17 protein-coding genes are annotated in these 15428 nt (G+C 57.5%); 11 read left to right on the plus strand and 6 right to left on the minus strand.

Annotation, left to right across the window (positions count from 1 at the left end; genetic code table 11):
* The first annotated feature begins 297 nt into the window (after positions 1-297).
* Positions 298-1293 (plus strand): Hint domain-containing protein, encoded by a 996-nt coding sequence (locus ACR0I1_RS11160; protein WP_170566942.1) that lies wholly within the window; start codon positions 298-300, stop codon positions 1291-1293.
* Positions 1294-1332: 39 nt separating this feature from the next.
* Here ACR0I1_RS11160 and ACR0I1_RS11165 read toward each other — a convergent pair whose 3' ends face one another.
* Positions 1333-1983: a peroxiredoxin gene (locus ACR0I1_RS11165; RefSeq protein WP_170408508.1), complete on the minus strand. Its 651-nt coding sequence runs from the start codon at positions 1981-1983 to the stop codon at positions 1333-1335.
* Between the two features lie 218 nt (positions 1984-2201).
* Between ACR0I1_RS11165 and ACR0I1_RS11170 the strand changes: the two genes are divergently transcribed.
* A complete protein-coding gene (locus ACR0I1_RS11170; RefSeq protein WP_170394725.1) occupies positions 2202-3641 on the plus strand; it encodes an aldehyde dehydrogenase family protein in 1440 nt (479 codons plus the stop codon).
* Positions 3642-3696: 55 nt separating this feature from the next.
* On the opposite strand, the gene ACR0I1_RS11175 is transcribed toward ACR0I1_RS11170, so the two are convergent.
* Both ACR0I1_RS11175 and ACR0I1_RS11180 read right to left on the minus strand, forming a co-directional pair.
* Positions 3697-4131 (minus strand): glyoxalase superfamily protein, encoded by a 435-nt coding sequence (locus ACR0I1_RS11175; protein WP_480706475.1) that lies wholly within the window; start codon positions 4129-4131, stop codon positions 3697-3699.
* Between the two features lie 175 nt (positions 4132-4306).
* Positions 4307-5158, minus strand: coding sequence for a bifunctional helix-turn-helix domain-containing protein/methylated-DNA--[protein]-cysteine S-methyltransferase (locus ACR0I1_RS11180; RefSeq protein ID WP_170394731.1), 852 nt, complete (start codon positions 5156-5158; stop codon positions 4307-4309).
* A 120-nt stretch (positions 5159-5278) separates the two neighbouring features.
* Between ACR0I1_RS11180 and ACR0I1_RS11185 the strand changes: the two genes are divergently transcribed.
* The 5 genes from ACR0I1_RS11185 (at position 5279) to ACR0I1_RS11205 (ending at position 9519) form a co-directional block, all read left to right on the plus strand.
* Positions 5279-5728: a MarR family winged helix-turn-helix transcriptional regulator gene (locus ACR0I1_RS11185; RefSeq protein WP_170636552.1), complete on the plus strand. Its 450-nt coding sequence runs from the start codon at positions 5279-5281 to the stop codon at positions 5726-5728.
* Position 5729: 1 nt separating this feature from the next.
* Positions 5730-6371, plus strand: a complete 642-nt coding sequence (locus ACR0I1_RS11190; protein WP_480706477.1) for a cysteine hydrolase family protein — start codon at positions 5730-5732, stop codon at positions 6369-6371.
* Positions 6372-6467: 96 nt separating this feature from the next.
* Positions 6468-7112 (plus strand): endonuclease III, encoded by a 645-nt coding sequence (gene nth / locus ACR0I1_RS11195; RefSeq protein WP_170598366.1) that lies wholly within the window; start codon positions 6468-6470, stop codon positions 7110-7112.
* Positions 7109-8098, plus strand: a complete 990-nt coding sequence (locus tag ACR0I1_RS11200) for an adenosine kinase (RefSeq protein ID WP_170466608.1) — start codon at positions 7109-7111, stop codon at positions 8096-8098. Before nth ends, ACR0I1_RS11200 begins: the two co-directional genes overlap by 4 nt.
* Before the next feature lie 83 nt (positions 8099-8181).
* A complete protein-coding gene (locus tag ACR0I1_RS11205; RefSeq protein ID WP_480706479.1) occupies positions 8182-9519 on the plus strand; it encodes a serine hydrolase domain-containing protein in 1338 nt (445 codons plus the stop codon).
* A 6-nt stretch (positions 9520-9525) separates the two neighbouring features.
* On the opposite strand, the gene ACR0I1_RS11210 is transcribed toward ACR0I1_RS11205, so the two are convergent.
* Positions 9526-10011, minus strand: a complete 486-nt coding sequence (locus tag ACR0I1_RS11210) for an RNA pyrophosphohydrolase (protein ID WP_170426121.1) — start codon at positions 10009-10011, stop codon at positions 9526-9528.
* Between the two features lie 137 nt (positions 10012-10148).
* On the opposite strand from ACR0I1_RS11210, the gene ACR0I1_RS11215 reads away from it, so the two are divergent.
* From ACR0I1_RS11215 to ACR0I1_RS11225, 3 genes are all read left to right on the plus strand, one after another.
* Positions 10149-12176 carry an FAD-dependent oxidoreductase gene (locus ACR0I1_RS11215; RefSeq protein WP_480706481.1) on the plus strand — a complete coding sequence of 676 codons (2028 nt, stop codon included), beginning with the start codon at positions 10149-10151 and terminating at the stop codon, positions 12174-12176.
* 96 nt (positions 12177-12272) lie between these two features.
* Positions 12273-12524, plus strand: a complete 252-nt coding sequence (locus ACR0I1_RS11220) for a hypothetical protein (protein ID WP_480706483.1) — start codon at positions 12273-12275, stop codon at positions 12522-12524.
* The gene (locus tag ACR0I1_RS11225) at positions 12521-12910 is read left to right on the plus strand and encodes a hypothetical protein (protein ID WP_480706485.1); all 390 of its coding nucleotides are present in this window, start codon (positions 12521-12523) and stop codon (positions 12908-12910) included. Before ACR0I1_RS11220 ends, ACR0I1_RS11225 begins: the two co-directional genes overlap by 4 nt.
* 26 nt (positions 12911-12936) lie before the next feature.
* On the opposite strand, the gene ACR0I1_RS11230 is transcribed toward ACR0I1_RS11225, so the two are convergent.
* Positions 12937-13377, minus strand: a complete 441-nt coding sequence (locus tag ACR0I1_RS11230; RefSeq protein ID WP_170819197.1) for a DUF4399 domain-containing protein — start codon at positions 13375-13377, stop codon at positions 12937-12939.
* 228 nt (positions 13378-13605) lie between these two features.
* On the opposite strand from ACR0I1_RS11230, the gene ACR0I1_RS11235 reads away from it, so the two are divergent.
* Entirely contained in the window at positions 13606-14511 is a 906-nt protein-coding gene (locus ACR0I1_RS11235; RefSeq protein WP_170394766.1) for a LysR family transcriptional regulator, read from the plus strand.
* A 67-nt stretch (positions 14512-14578) separates the two neighbouring features.
* Here the strand turns inward: ACR0I1_RS11235 and ACR0I1_RS11240 are convergent, their stop codons facing one another.
* Positions 14579-15394, minus strand: a complete 816-nt coding sequence (locus tag ACR0I1_RS11240) for a DUF2189 domain-containing protein (protein ID WP_170514036.1) — start codon at positions 15392-15394, stop codon at positions 14579-14581.
* Positions 15395-15428 lie beyond the last annotated feature (34 nt).

Genomic DNA, 15428 nt, shown 5'->3' on the forward strand with positions numbered 1-15428 from the left:
CTCTGTGGTATCGAACATCATGGCAATGTTTCGCCTGGTCAACGCAGTCAGCGCGGCTTTCAGTTTCCATCAGAAGCTACAATCCTTTGGCAGCGAGACCGCGTTCAACTGACGTATCCGATCCCAACCACCACCTCGGCAGGCGTGCCCACAGTCGATCCAACCATAGCCAATCTGCCTTTTTCGATCAGTGCCGCTTTCGAGCCCTGCGCGTCACGGTAAACGATATGTTAACACTTCTAAGTTGAGTTAGCTCAAAGTTAAGGAAATCCAAATCATCTGGGACGTCGCCGCGCTTTGGCCTCTATCACCATCTTTGAGATCAACGGAGATCCGTTTGGCAACCCCAGTGTGACGGTGACCCAGGGGTTTCAGGTCACCATTACTGATGATGATAATTTTCTCGAAAATCCGGACAACAACGGCAGCCAACAGTTCGATACCCTCCCAATCCCCGGGCTGAACAACTCCGGCAGCTTTCAGATATTTGAAGGCTACAGCGCGACGGTCGGAGGTGCACCGGTCACCTACACACTGCTGCAATTCTCGGGTACGCAATACATCGTTGTGACCTCGGGAAACGTTGCTGTTAACGATGTACTGACAGGCAACTCACTGGCCCAGAGTACTGCACCTGCGGTCGAATATGATAACCTTCCCAGCTTTGTCTGCTTTACTTCGGGGTCACATATTCTGACACCATCGGGCCAGCGTCTGATCGAAGAAGTCAAAGCAGGCGATCATGTGATCACCGCAGATGGCACCGGTCGGGCCGTGCGCTGGGTGGGTCGGCGACGGCTGAGTGAGGCGGATCTGAGACAGACCCCTAAGCATTGCCCGATCCGGATCAGTGCGGGCAGTCTTGGGCCGCAGACACCATCGCGAGATCTGCTGCTGTCACCTCAGCATCGGGTTGTCGTGTCCTCACCTGCATTGGAATTGCATCATAGTCACCCGATGATGTTGGCGACGGCCAAGTCTCTGCTCAACGGCAAGTCTATCACGCAAGTTCCGCCAAGCGGGGGCGTCGAGTACATTCACATTCTATTCGACCAGCATGAGCTGGTGAATGTCGAAGGATTGTGGTCGGAATCGTTTTATCCCGGCGGATATACGCTGGACGCGATGAGCAGTGCAGTGAAGGAGGAACTATTCGAGCTGTTCCCTGAGCTTCATTCCGATACAGGCGGCTATGGTGATACGGTGCTGCCGGTTCTGAAACCGTACGAAGTGCAGATGCTGCGCCCGGAGCTATCTGCCCCTTGCGGCGCAACCTCGGCGTTTGCGCATTAGAAGAAGGCGGGGGCTTTCGCCCCCTGCCCGTTGATCCGATTACGACGGCGCTTTGGTTTTGCGCAGATAGGGGAAGATCGTCTCGAACTCGCCGAACTTCTCTTTTGCCTCATCGTTGGAGACCGCAGGTGGAATGATCACATCCTCACCCGGCACCCAATTTGCGGGGGTTGCCACGCCCTTGGCGCTCATCTGCAGGCCATCCAGCGCACGCAGAATCTCGGCAAAGTTGCGGCCCACGGTCATCGGGTAGGTCATGGACAGTTTCAACTGCTTATCGGGTCCGATGATAAAGACAGAGCGTACAGTTGCGCTGTCGGCAGGCGTGCGGCCGTCGGGCAGATAGGCCTCGGCCGGCAGCATGTCGAAGGCTTTGGAAACAGCCAGACCGTCATCGGCGATGATCGGGAAGCCGGGGTTGGCGTTGCCATAGGCCTCGATATCTTTTTTCCACTTCTTATGATCTTCGACACCATCGACCGACACGCCGATCACTTTGGTGTTCCGCGCCGCCCATTCATCGTTCAGCTGCGCAACTGCCGAAAACTCGGTCGTGCAAACAGGAGTGAAGTCCTTGGGGTGTGAGAACAGGATGGCCCAGCTATCGCCAATCCAGTCATGAAACTGGACGGTGCCCTGATCTGTCTCTGCGGTGAAATTCGGGACCGTATCATTGATGCGCAAACCCATTGGGAAACTCCTTTCCTGTGAAAAATCGCGAGTCGATTGCTGCCAACCTAATCACTTTGCGCAGAGGTTAAACCATTCATGTTGCGCTGTCAGAAGATTCAGTAGGTAGATAATTTGATCAAATTATGTTTTACCCTTGCCCGACACCCGGGTGGGTGACAGAGTGCGAATGAAAACCGACCGTTCGGTCGATTGATTCCTGATCCGGAGGATGAGCCATGATCGAAAAACGCGATTTCTATATCAACGGCAAATGGGTCGCCCCATCAGAGCCGAATGATTTCGAAGTGATCGACCCGTCGACCGAAGAACCATGCGCGGTGATCTCGCTAGGGTCAGAGGCTGACACTAACGCAGCGGTCGCCGCGGCCAAAGCTGCTCTGCCTGGTTGGATGGCAACCCCGGTGGACGAGCGCATCGCTTTGGTCGAGAAACTGGTCGATATTTACGCCACCCGCTCTGAGGATCTGGCCCAGGCGATGTCGATGGAGATGGGTGCACCGATCGAAATGGCGCGCAGCCAGCAATCGGGCGCGGGGATCTATCACCTGAAAAACTTCATCCGTGCCGCCAAGGCGTTCCAATTCGAACGTCCGTTGGGCGATCATGCGCCGAATGACCGGATCATATATGAAGCGGTGGGTGTGGCAGCCCTGATCACCCCATGGAATTGGCCGATGAATCAGGTCACGCTCAAGGTCGGCGCGGCGGCGATTGCGGGCTGCACGATGGTGCTGAAACCGTCCGAGCAAAGCCCGCTGAACGCGATGATCTTTGCTGAGATGATGGATGAGGCTGGCTTCCCGGCTGGTGTTTTCAACCTGGTGAATGGCGATGGCGTGGGCGTGGGCTCTCAGCTCTCGGGGCACGCAGATGTTGATATGGTCAGCTTCACCGGTTCGACCCGCGCGGGCACTGCGATTTCCAAGAATGCGGCGGATACACTGAAGAAAGTGCATCTGGAACTGGGCGGCAAAGGGGCCAATGTGGTCTTCGCCGATGCCGACGAAAAGGCTGTAAAACGCGGCGTCCTGCACATGATGAACAACACCGGTCAAAGCTGTAACGCGCCCAGCCGGATGCTGGTGCAGCGTCCGATCTATGATCAGGCGGTTGAGACAGCCGCCGAAGTGGCAAACAAGGTCACCGTCGGCAGTGCCGCCGAGGAAGGCCGACATATCGGACCGGTGGTGAACGAAGTGCAGTGGACCAAAATTCAGGACCTGATCCAGAAAGGAATTGATGAGGGCGCGCGTCTGGTTGCAGGCGGCACGGGTCGGCCAGAGGGGCTGAACAAGGGCTATTATGTGCGCCCAACGGTTTTTGCCGATGCCAATAACCAGATGACGATCGCGCGCGAGGAGATCTTTGGCCCGGTTCTGACCATGATCCCCTTCGACACCGAAGAAGAAGCCATCGAGATTGCCAATGACACACCTTACGGGCTGACCAATTATGTTCAGACCCAAGACGGTGCACGCGCCAACCGAATGGCTCGCGTCTTGCGGTCGGGCATGGTTGAGATGAACGGCCAGTCGCGCAGCGCTGGGTCCCCGTTTGGTGGGATGAAACAGTCCGGCAATGGCCGCGAAGGCGGGGTTTGGGGACTGGAGGACTTCCTTGAGGTCAAGGCCGTTGGCGGTTGGGCCGCCGAATAGTCAATCTTGGTGCTATCAAAATGTGAGGCACCCCAAGGGTGCCTCGCTTTGTTTCTTAGGCAGGTCGGACGATAAGCTGCGGCTCTCCGTCCGACGTGTGGCGGGTGGATCGACCATCCCAGCCAATCTCACCTGTCACCCGCTGGCGAAGGGACGAAAAACTGTCGAACCGGACCACATCTACGGGCACGTCGAACTGAAGGGTCACCCGGCGATGTCCGCCATCCCCAATCATGGTCAGACCGCGGATTTCGGCGGTGAAGGGCTGACCCAGATATCGACCCTCAACTCGGTCACCGACGCGCAACTGCACTCGATTTCCTGCCATCGCGTGCAACGTGTTCCAATCCCGCGCACCGAGTTGATGCGCCAACAGTTCCAGCGCCTCGCTATGCGATAGCTTCACTCCGGCGTCCTGCAGGCGTTTGCGCAGGCGTTTTGCCTGCTCTTTCAGCTCCGCAACCGGAGCGATGATCTGAGTATGTGTCATGGTGTGCCTCGTTTCCTGAAACGGGCGCGAAATCTGGACGGGGTTCGCATTGCCATCCGCGCGCCTGGAAAGGGCAACAGATGTGATTCAATCGGGTTTCACCAAAGCCTAAGGCCGCGAACGGCAGGGGACCCGAACCTGCCGTGCATATGGCAACGACGCGCCAGAATGTCAATCAGGCGTCGGCCTGCGCCGCCTCATAGGCCAGCATGGCGCGCTTGACGGGCAGCCCCCAGTGGTAGCCGCCTAAGCCGCCCGATTTGCGCAAGGCACGGTGGCAGGGGATCAGCCAACTGACCGGGTTGCGCCCAACTGCGGTGCCCACGGCGCGCACCGCTTGGGGTGAGCCGACCCGCTGCGCGATCTCGGAATAGGTGGTGACCTGGCCCGAAGGGATGTGCATCAGCGCTTCCCATACCTTGATCTGCAGTGGTGAGCCGATCAGGTAGAGCGGGGTCGGCTCCAACCGGTCGCTGGCCGCACCGAAGGCGCTGAGCACCCAAGGCCGCAGGCGCATGGGGTCCTCGACAAAATCAGCATTGGGCCAACGAGAGATCATGTCTTCCATCGCCGCCTCCTCGCCTGTCTCGGCCCCAAAGGCGATTCCACAGATTCCCTTGTCAGTTCCCATAACCAGCGCAGGGCCAAAGGGGCACTCGAACCAGCCCCAGTAGATCGTGAGACCTGCGCCTTTGCGGGCATATTCACCGGGGCTCATGGATTCCCATTTCAGGAACAGGTCATGAAGCCGCCCACTGCCGGACAGCCCCACATTATGAGCGGTTTCCAGCGTGGTGAAACGCTCGTGCAACAGAGCTTTGGCATGGCCAAGGGTCAGGTATTGCTGGTATCGCTTCGGAGAGACCCCGGTCCAGCGTGAGAACAGACGCTGAAAATGGGCAGGGCTCATATCCATCTGGCGAGCCAACTCATCAAGACTGAGACTCTCTCCGCCTTGATCGATCAATTCGATCGCGCGCCGCATGACGTTATAATGATATCCGCTTTCTGCTGTCTGGACGTTCATCGGTCACCTCATCAGTTACAGGAACAGTAACTTGCCCCTGTCGATCTTGCGACCCGGAACCTGCGCTTTATCTTGTCAACTGAGTTGACGAATCAAATCGATTTCTCCTACCATTCAGGTATGGGACACAGGTTGGATCAGCTTTATCAGGCAGTTCAGGCCACCCGGCCTTTGCTGCGGAACATCACGGCAGCGGTTGAGCAGGGCAGCCAGCGCAAAGGCGTGACCGTCGGGCAACGTGCCCTTTTGGAAGGTCTGTCGCTATCTCCCGGCGCGACAGCCCCGGTGCTATGCGCCGAGCTGCAGCTGAAACGACAATATGTCTCGCGCATCTTAAAAGAGCTGATGGGCGCACAGCTGATCGAAAGCCAGCCCAATCCCAAACGTGCAGGCACCTACTGCTACCGGCTGAGCCCTGCGGGCGAAGAGACGATCACGGCTATCAGAGCGGATGAGATGGCCAAGCTGACACGCTTTGCACAGGATTTTTCTGCGTCAGAGCTTGCCGCCTATCACAAGGTTCAGCTGGCCCTGACCCGCTATTTCGCAGAACTCGCCAAGGAGGCCTGACATGACCGTCCTTTGGATAATGGCGGCAAGCATCATGATCGCCGTGTTGTACATCCTCTTGCAAATCCGAAAGATTGGCACTCCGACAACCGGAGCCAAAATAGACCTGGCATCGCGGCCTGAAACGGCGCTGCTGGTGATCGATATGCAAACAGATTTTACCTCGATACCCACCTGGGATGACGCACAAATTGAAGGTGTCTTGTCGACGATCCGGTCAACGACGGACAGCGCCCGCCAGTCTGACTGGTCCGTGATTGCCATCCGTCATGAATTCAAGGGACGGCTGGCGAACTTGCTGAACGGGTGGTTCAATCAGGGGCGCGGCAACGCAGGTTCCGACGGAGTTGGGTTGGATCCGCGTCTTGCGCTGAATCCCGATGCCGAGTTTGTAAAATCCGTAGGTGACGCCTTTTCTTCGCCGGGCTTTGAACGGTTCCTGCAAGACAAACGGATCGGAACGCTGGTTCTGACAGGGTTGGACGGGTGTCATTGCGTGAATAAGACCGCGCAGGGCGCGCTTAATCGAGGATATCGGGTTCAGATCGATCCGGCGGCTGTACTGGCAGCTGATCCGAACCGGTGGCAGGGGATCAGGGATCAACTTGCAACGGCGGGGGTGGATTTCCGACTGCAGACGTGAGGCATAGGGATAAATCGACCAAGACCCGCGCCTAGGCAAAACCAAAACGCACCTTTTCAATTGCGACCGCTTGTCTGGCAGGGCATTAAGGCTCGGATGGCCAAACAACTTGGATACCACAAGATCCGCGAGATCTTTACGCGTTTTCACGACGCCGACCCTGAACCCAAGGGCGAGTTGGAGCATGTAAACGTCTATACTCTGGTCGTTGCCGTCGCACTGTCAGCGCAGGCGACCGATGCCGGCGTCAACAAGGCTACGCGCGCGCTATTCAAGATCGCCGACACGCCGCAGAAGATGCTGGATCTGGGCGAAGAAGGTCTGATCGAACATATCAAGACCATCGGCCTGTTCCGCCAGAAGGCCAAGAACGTAATCAAGCTGAGTCGCATTCTGGTCGAAGACTATGGCGGTGAGGTGCCCAACTCCCGCGCGGCGCTTCAATCGCTACCGGGTGTGGGGCGCAAGACAGCCAATGTTGTCCTGAACATGTGGTGGCGATATCCGGCGCAGGCGGTGGACACGCATATCTTCCGCGTCGGTAACCGCACCGGCATTTGTCCGGGCAAGAATGTGGACGCCGTCGAACGCGCCATCGAAGACAACATACCGACCGACTTTCAGCTGCATGCGCATCACTGGCTGATCCTGCATGGCCGCTATCACTGCAAGGCACGCAAACCGCAGTGCCCTACCTGTATCATCCGCGATCTCTGCGAATTTGAGGACAAGACTCTATGAAAACCTACCAACTGACCGGCATCGGAAACGCCGTTGTGGACGTGATTTCCCAAGCCGATGACAGTTTCCTTGAGCTGATGGGCATCGAAAAGGGCATCATGCAGCTGATCGAACAGGAACGCGGCGAGGTACTGTACGCCTCGATGGAAGGCCGGGTGCAGACTCCGGGTGGCTCGGTTGCCAATACCATTGCGGGTGCGGGTGCACTGGGTCTGGATTCGGCGTTTATCGGGCGGGTGCATGATGATGCGCTGGGCCGTTTCTATGCCGATGCGATGAACGAAGACGGGGTGGATTTTGTGAACCCGCCGGTGCCGGGGGGCGAGCTGCCAACCTCGCGTTCGATGATCTTTGTCTCACCGGATGGCGAGCGGTCGATGAACACCTATCTGGGTATTTCGTCCGAGCTGTCTTCTCGGGATGTCTCGGAAGACGTCGCGGGCAACAGCCAGATCATGTTCCTCGAGGGCTATCTGTTCGACAAGGAAAAGGGCAAAGCCGCGTTCCTTGAAGCCGCGCGCAACTGCCATAAGGGTGGCGGCAAGGCGGGCATCGCCATTTCTGACCCGTTCTGTGTAGAACGGCACCGGGTCGATTTCCTGCTGCTGATCGAGAATGAGCTGGATTTTGTAATCGGCAACGAGGCCGAGATCAAATCGCTGTTCGAAACCGACGATCTTGAGGAGGCGCTGGCGAAAACGGCCGAGATTTGCCCTCTGGTCGTTTGCACCCGGTCGGGCGACGGGGTGACTGTTCTGAACGGCAACGCGCGCATCGATGTACCGGTTGAAAAGGTCGTACCGGTGGACGCGACCGGCGCGGGCGATCAATTCGCCGCCGGATTCCTGTTCGGCATGGCGACGGGCCGCGATTACGAGACCTGCGCAAAAATTGGCAACGTCTGCGCACGCGAAGTCATCAGCCATATCGGCCCCCGGCCCGAGGCGAATATGCAGGAATTGCTGCGGGCTGAGGGATTGCTCTGATCCCGCGAAACGCAACGTAACGCTGGTGCGTCACATTTCGGGATGGCTACCCTTTTTTTGGATGTAAGGGGGGGAGCCAATTCATGTTGGGCAGAGCACTCAGGATCACCGCAGGAACATTGGCGTTGGGGCTTGTGGCCGGCGTTGGGTACCTGCTGATCTCTCCGCCCGACCTGTTGCGAGTCGGGACCAACTATTCGGCCAAGATCGTCTGTTCTAACGTGTTCATCGCCGGGCGGGATGCGCAAGAGGTTCTGGCGGTTGATGTGCAGGCGCCCGGGCATCCGTTGCTGAAACACGTCTCGGTCTCGGTTGACCCCGAGGCGCAATCAGTATCTGCAAAGCTACTCGGGATCTTCGCCCCTGCGACCAGCCAATATCGCGAGGGGCTGGGATGTGCGAATACGCATGAGGCCCAACCGGTCAACACCCAGCTAAACACTCTGCCCGCGCTGTCTGATGCACTTTGGCCGGAAGGCACCACAGTGGCCCCAACGCAGAACTCCAAATTGGCAATGGTTCTGTCGGACCCGACCATTCTGGGAGAGGGCTTCCGCGCCGTAGTTGTGGTGCATGATGGCCGGATCATTGGTGAGGCTTATGCGGATGGATTCGACGAAAATACCCCTCTTCTGGGCTGGTCAATGACCAAAACCATAACCTCTGGATTGATTGGAACGCTGATAAAATCCGGTCAGATGAAGTTGACGGATACACTGGTCGACTCATTTCCCGATTGGGCAGAGGACAACCGGCAACACATTACCGTCGAGGATATGTTGACCATGTCCAGCGGCCTGCGATGGAACGAAGGCTATGGTGACGTCTCGGACGTGACTCGGATGTTATATCTGAGCGACGACATGGCGGGGTTTGTCACTTCGCTTGAGGCCGAGGCTGAGCCAAATACTGAATTCAACTATTCGTCGGGCACATCCACCGTCTTGGCGCGGGTCTGGCAGGATCAGATCAAAGATGACAGCTTGTCCTATCCGCAGCGCGCACTCCTGCTGCCACTGGGCATGACCTCGGCCATACTTGAAACTGATGTTTCTGACACCTTTGTCGGCTCAAGCTATATGTACGCCACAGCGCGGGATTGGGCACGATATGGGCAATTCCTGCTGCAGGGCGGCACATGGGAAGGGCAGCAAATTCTGCCCGAAAGGTTCACTGACTGGATGTTCGAACCGGTTGCTGTCTCGGGCGGGGCATATGCCAAAGGTCACTTGTGGCGCGACGTGCCGGGTGGAGAACCCCCGTTCGAAGATGCAGTCTGGATGGCCGGACATGATGGGCAATCGGTCGGGATATTCCCTTCGCGTGATTTGGTGATCGTGCGATTGGGGCTTACACCGTCCGATACCGGTTATTCCCCGCTGCCGCTGGCCAAAGCGGTGATTACGGCGCTTGGTTCCTAACCCGAACTACCCGAGATGCGGCTGAAACGCAGAAAGCACCTGCTGGTAGACGTCCTTTTTGAACGGCACGATCTCATCGACCAGCCGCGTCGTGGTCTGCCATTTCCAGTGGGTGAACTCGGGGTGCTCGGTTGCGATATCGATCTGATCATCCCGGCCTAAGAACCGCATCAGGTACCACTTCTGCTCCTGTCCGCGATACCGGCCCTTCCAGATTTTCGGCACAATGTCATGCGGTAGGTCATAGGGCAGCCAGCCGTCGGTCTCGGCGATGATGTCGACCAGATCGCTGGTTACACCAGTTTCTTCCCAAAGCTCGCGCAGGGCCGCATCGCGCGGGTCTTCGCCCTTGTCCACGCCGCCCTGAGGCATCTGCCAGGCGTCCTTGTGGCGATCATTGCGCTGACCGACAAAGATCAGACCCTCGGCATTCATCAACATCAGTCCCACGCAGGGGCGATAGGGCAGTTTGGCGATTTCATCAGGGGTCATGCGCGGCCTCGTGATTAAGCTTTGCTGCGTCTCTAGCAAGCGCCGCAGTAAAGGCAAAGGGAATGACGTTAGGTTTCGCGTGACAAAGGTGACGCGAAGGTCAATCTGACGGTCAAAGTCGGGAGGGAGAGTTTGCCATGACTGCGTACCCAAACATGCTGGCCCCGCTGGATCTGGGCTTTACCACGTTGAAGAACCGCGTGCTGATGGGCTCGATGCATACCGGGCTGGAAGAGACTGGCGATTGGAATCGGGTTGCTGAATTCTACGCAGACCGGGCGCGCGGCGGTGTGGCGCTGATGGTGACCGGTGGGATTGGCCCAAACCTTGAAGGCTCGGTGCTGCCGGGGGCTTCGATGATGACCAACGATACAGAGGTGGCGAACCATTCCATCGTCACCCGACGCGTGCATGAGGCTGGCGGCAAGATCGCCATGCAAATCCTGCATGCGGGGCGGTACGCCTATGGGCCGAAATGCGTCGCCCCCAGCCCGGTGAAATCTCCAATTTCTCCGTTTCCGCCGCATGAGCTGGACGAAGAGGGCATCGAGAAGCAGATCGGCGATATCGTCAACGCGGCTGTTCTGGCCCAGAAGGCGGGCTATGACGGGGTCGAGATCATGGGCTCCGAGGGGTATTTCCTGAACCAGTTCCTCGTGACCCACACCAACAAGCGCGAGGATCGCTGGGGTGGGTCATACGAGAACAGGATGCGTCTGCCCATTGAGGTGGTGCGCCGCACGCGGGAAGCCGTGGGGAGCGATTTCATCATCATCTATCGCCTTTCGATGATTGATCTTGTGCCCAATGGGTCGACCCATGACGAAGTCGTTGAACTTGCGCAGCGGATTGAGCAGGCCGGGGCAACGATCATCAACACCGGTATCGGCTGGCACGAGGCGCGGATTCCAACGATTGCCACCAGCGTTCCCCGTGCTGCATTTGCGTGGGTTACCAAGAAGCTGATGGGTAAAGTCGGGATTCCAGTGATCACCTCGAACCGGATCAACACGCCTGAGGTTGCCGAAGAAGTTCTATCGACCGGTTGCGCCGATATGGTGTCTCTGGCGCGGCCCATGCTGGCCGACGCGGATTTCGTGAACAAGGCGATTGCGGATGAGGCCGCGAAGATCGCCCCGTGCATCGCATGCAATCAGGCCTGTCTGGACCACACTTTCAGCGGCAAGCTGACCTCATGCCTGGTGAATCCGCGCGCCTGTCATGAGACTGAATTGGTGATCGGCAAGGCCGAGACACGCAAGACAGTGGCCGTTGTCGGCGCTGGCCCTGCAGGTTTGTCCACCGCGATGACAGCTGCCCAGCGCGGCCATGATGTAACCCTGTTTGATCGCGCGGCCGAGATAGGCGGGCAGTTGAACATGGCCAAACAGGTGCCAGGGAAAGAAGAGTTCTGGGGACTGGTCGACTGGTACCGTACCATGATGGACGACCTAGGCGTGACGGTCGAACTGAACCGCGAGGTCAGCGCGGATGATCTGACCGGTTATGATGAGGTGGTCATCGCCACCGGTGTCACTCCACGTGATCCACAGATTCCCGGCCAGGATCGGGACAATGTGCTCAGCTACATCGACGTGCTGCGCGACAAGGCCGAGGTCGGCAGCACCGTCGCCGTGATCGGGGCCGGAGGCATCGGGTTCGATGTCTCCGAATTTCTGCTGGAAGACGGTCACAGCCCAACCACGGACCTTCCATTGTGGATGAAGGAGTGGGGCGTGACCGACCCCGCAGAACACCGCTCGGGCCTGGCCCCCGAGGGCCCGCAGCCCGAAGCACCAGCACGGCAGGTCACGCTGCTGCAGCGCAAGGCGCAGCGTCACGGCAAGGGGCTGGGAAAGACAACGGGCTGGATCCACCGCGCGACGCTAAAGATGAAGGACGTCAGTTTCGTTGGTGGTGTGAATTATGAGCGCATCGACGAGGACGGCCTGCATGTCAGCTTTGGTGAAACCCGCGATGATCCAACCGTGATCGCAGCCGAGTCGATCGTCCTATGTGCCGGGCAGGTCTCGGACCGATCGCTGGCGGATGAGCTGATCGAACGTGGAATGACCCCGCATGTGATTGGTGGAGCAGATGTGGCAGCTGAGCTGGACGCCAAACGTGCGATCAATCAGGGCACACGTCTGGCAGCAGCGTTCTGACGTTGTAATGCCAGTGCGCTGGAGAAAGCCGCCCCGGAAGAGGCGGCTTTTTTCGTTTTCCTTGACTCAGTTGTTATCAATATACATATGTACAACATGAGTCAGAAAATAGAACGCACCCAAACAGGAATTCGAATCGAGAAGCGGCTTCTGAAAGTTCTCAAAGGGCTGGCAGAATCGCTGGACATGACCCTTGGCGACCTGATTGAGGGCATCGCGCTGCACAGCCTTGAGAACAAGCCAGCCTTCTCTGAAGAGACACTGAAGAAGATCAAACAGCTCAAAAGTGTCTACGACTTCGATTGGACAGCCGAAGACAGCCACCGTTTCAAGGAGGATGAAGAATGAGCGCATCGCGATACGCCGACGTCACCATCGCATTTGAAGCACACGCAATCGACAACGCAACGTTCGGACACGCCGAACATGTGCAAGTCGCTTATGACCTGCTACACAAGTATGATTTCATCGATGCCGCAGCGATCTACGCTAAGGGAATTCGCACGTTAGCAGCGAACGCAGGCGCACCGGACAAGTTCAATCTGACAATCACCTACGCATTCATGAGCCTGATCGCAGAGCGGCTGGCCAACACGCAAGCTACTGACTTTAAGAGTTTCGCACAGGAAAATTCCGACCTGATGGCCAAGTCAGTACTCAACCAATGGTATTCTGCGGAACGTCTCAACATGCAGCTTGCCCGCGATATATTCCTGCTGCCTGCCGCCGCATAATCGTGTTTTGCGGCGAAGGTGAATTGTTACTCTACAGTGATCGTAATCACCTCGGACACAATGGGCGTCGCATGAGGGACGTGGCCTGCATCCCCAAGCACCAGCTGCAAAGTATGCTCACCCGCAGCAAGTTCCAAAGTCACCTCGGTCTGACCGCCACCGAAATGAATGTGATTGTCGTCTGCGGGCAGACCGTATGACAGTTCGTCCGCACCGTCTTCTCCCTGACCAAGTGGTGGGCGATCAATCAGGAGGTGATGGTGCCCTGTATTTTCCTTCTCGGTTCCTGCAGGGGCAACGCCCATACCGCTGAGGCCAAAGACTACGGTCACAGGTGATTGCACGGTGTCCCCGTCAGACAGGTTGACGAAATAGACCTTCGCATCTGGATTCGATGGTGTTTCCCCTCCGGCCCACGCAAGGCTGGCGGTCAGACACAGGGTAATGACAGCAAATAGGGCTTTCATAGTCTCCTCCGTGGTCACAAAAATGCCATTCTCATCATAGCACGATTGGAAAAAAGTCCAGAAAACGGGGTTTTGTATCGAAAGGCATGGTCCGCGGCATATAGGCCCGGGCGTTTCCTAGTTGCAAACGATCCGATTCAAAACCCTGATATTATCCCATGTCTGCCCAGTTCTTGCCCAGATTGATCGCGATAAAGAGACAACGAACGGAAGACCTGGGGAACGAGAATGGATCGACTAACTGAAATGGAGGCCTTTTCCAACGTGGTGGACCAGGGTGGTTTCACCGACGCGGCCAAGAAAATGGGCATCTCCAAATCAGCCGTGTCTAAACACGTCTCGAGCCTCGAGGCGCGGTTGGGGGCAAGGCTTTTGAACCGGACAACGCGCCGGGTTTCGCCAACCGAGATCGGGTTGGCCTATTATGATCGCGCCCGTCGCGTGCTGAACGACGCAGGCGAAGCGGATGCGCTGGTGACTTCGATGCAATCTGCGCCTTCTGGTCTGCTGCGGATCTCTGTGGCAACAGATTTTGGCGTCAATCACCTGTCGCCGGTCCTGTCGGACTTCCTATCGGCCTATCCGGACATCACCGTGAACATGGTTCTGAACAACCGCTATGTTGAGCTGATTTCCGAAGGCTTTGACGTGGCCGTGCGCATTGGCGAGCTGGAAGACAGCACGCTGCGCGCCCGTAAGCTGACCGAAACAGTGAAACGCATGGTCGCGTCGCCGAGATATATCGAGCAGTTCGGACGCCCGCAGAAGATCGACGATCTGAACGAACACAAACTGCTGCATTACTCCAGCCAATCCTCGGGCAGCGTGTGGAAGCTGACGGCGCCTTCGGGCGAGAAGCGTCAGGTCCGCACTGCTGGCTGGCTGAGCGTAAATGATGGGCAGTCGCTGCTGAACGCCGCGATCTCGGGGCTTGGGATCGCGCATCTGCCCAGCTATCTATATGCCGAAGCACTGAAATCGGGCGAGGTGGTAGACGCCATGCCATCGCTGCCGGATGAGGTTCAGGGCGTCTATGCGGTCTACCCGCCGGGCCGGTTCACCCAGCCCAAGGTGCGGGCTTTCATTGATTTTCTTGTCGAGTCCTTTGCCGAAAAGGGTCCGATGGATTGGTAGAATTCTCCCTGTGGCACCTAAACGGCCCGTGCTGAATAGCACGGGTCTTTTTTTGTCTAGCGATGCATCAGTTAGTCTCTGGTGATACGGCCCGCTGATACAGGTGCCACGTGGTGTGGCCCAGGATCGGCAGTGTGAAAATCAGCCCCAGAAACGCCGGAACCAGCGACAACAGCATGGTGACCGAGATGATCGCCGCCCAACTGAGCATTACCACCGGGCTTTCAGCGACCACGCGAATGGACGTGAGCATGGCGGAAACAAAGTTGGTTTCCCGATCCAGAAGCATGGGCATGGCCACCACAGTCACCGAGAACAGGACCGCCGACAAAAAAGCGCCGATACAGGTGCCGACCGCCAGAAAGGTCCAGCCTTGCGGTGTGAAGAAGATGGTGTTCATGAACCCTTCGAAATCCGAGAAGGACGCCTTTTGCAGGATGATCGCCAGCCAAAGGCGGATTTGGTAGGTCCATACCCAGAAAATGAACAGGGTGACAAAGGCCATCCAACCCATCTCGCGCTTGCGTTGATGGGCCATGACGCTGAGGATTTCGGACCAACCGAAGCTTTCTCCTTTCTGCATCCTACGGGACATTTCATAAAGCCCGGCGGCCGCAAATGGGGCAACCAGCGGAAAGCCTACGGCGGCAGGAATGATCATCCAGATCTTGCCAAGCCCGACCAGGCACCAAACGAACAGGATGCCGAAAACCGCGTAGAACAGGCCGAAAAAGCCGCTCATGACCGGGTGTGCGAGGAAGTCGGAAAACCCGGCCTTCAGCGATGCGGTAATATCCTCGGCCGTCAGCCTGTTAACCTCGGGCATGGATTGCTGTGGGACCGTGTTATCCGGCGGAGTGGTATCTTCGGTTTTGGATGCCATGACGCATTCCTCCCAAAGCATGGTGACTGGTGGG

Source organism: Ruegeria sp. B11 (assembly GCF_056539785.1).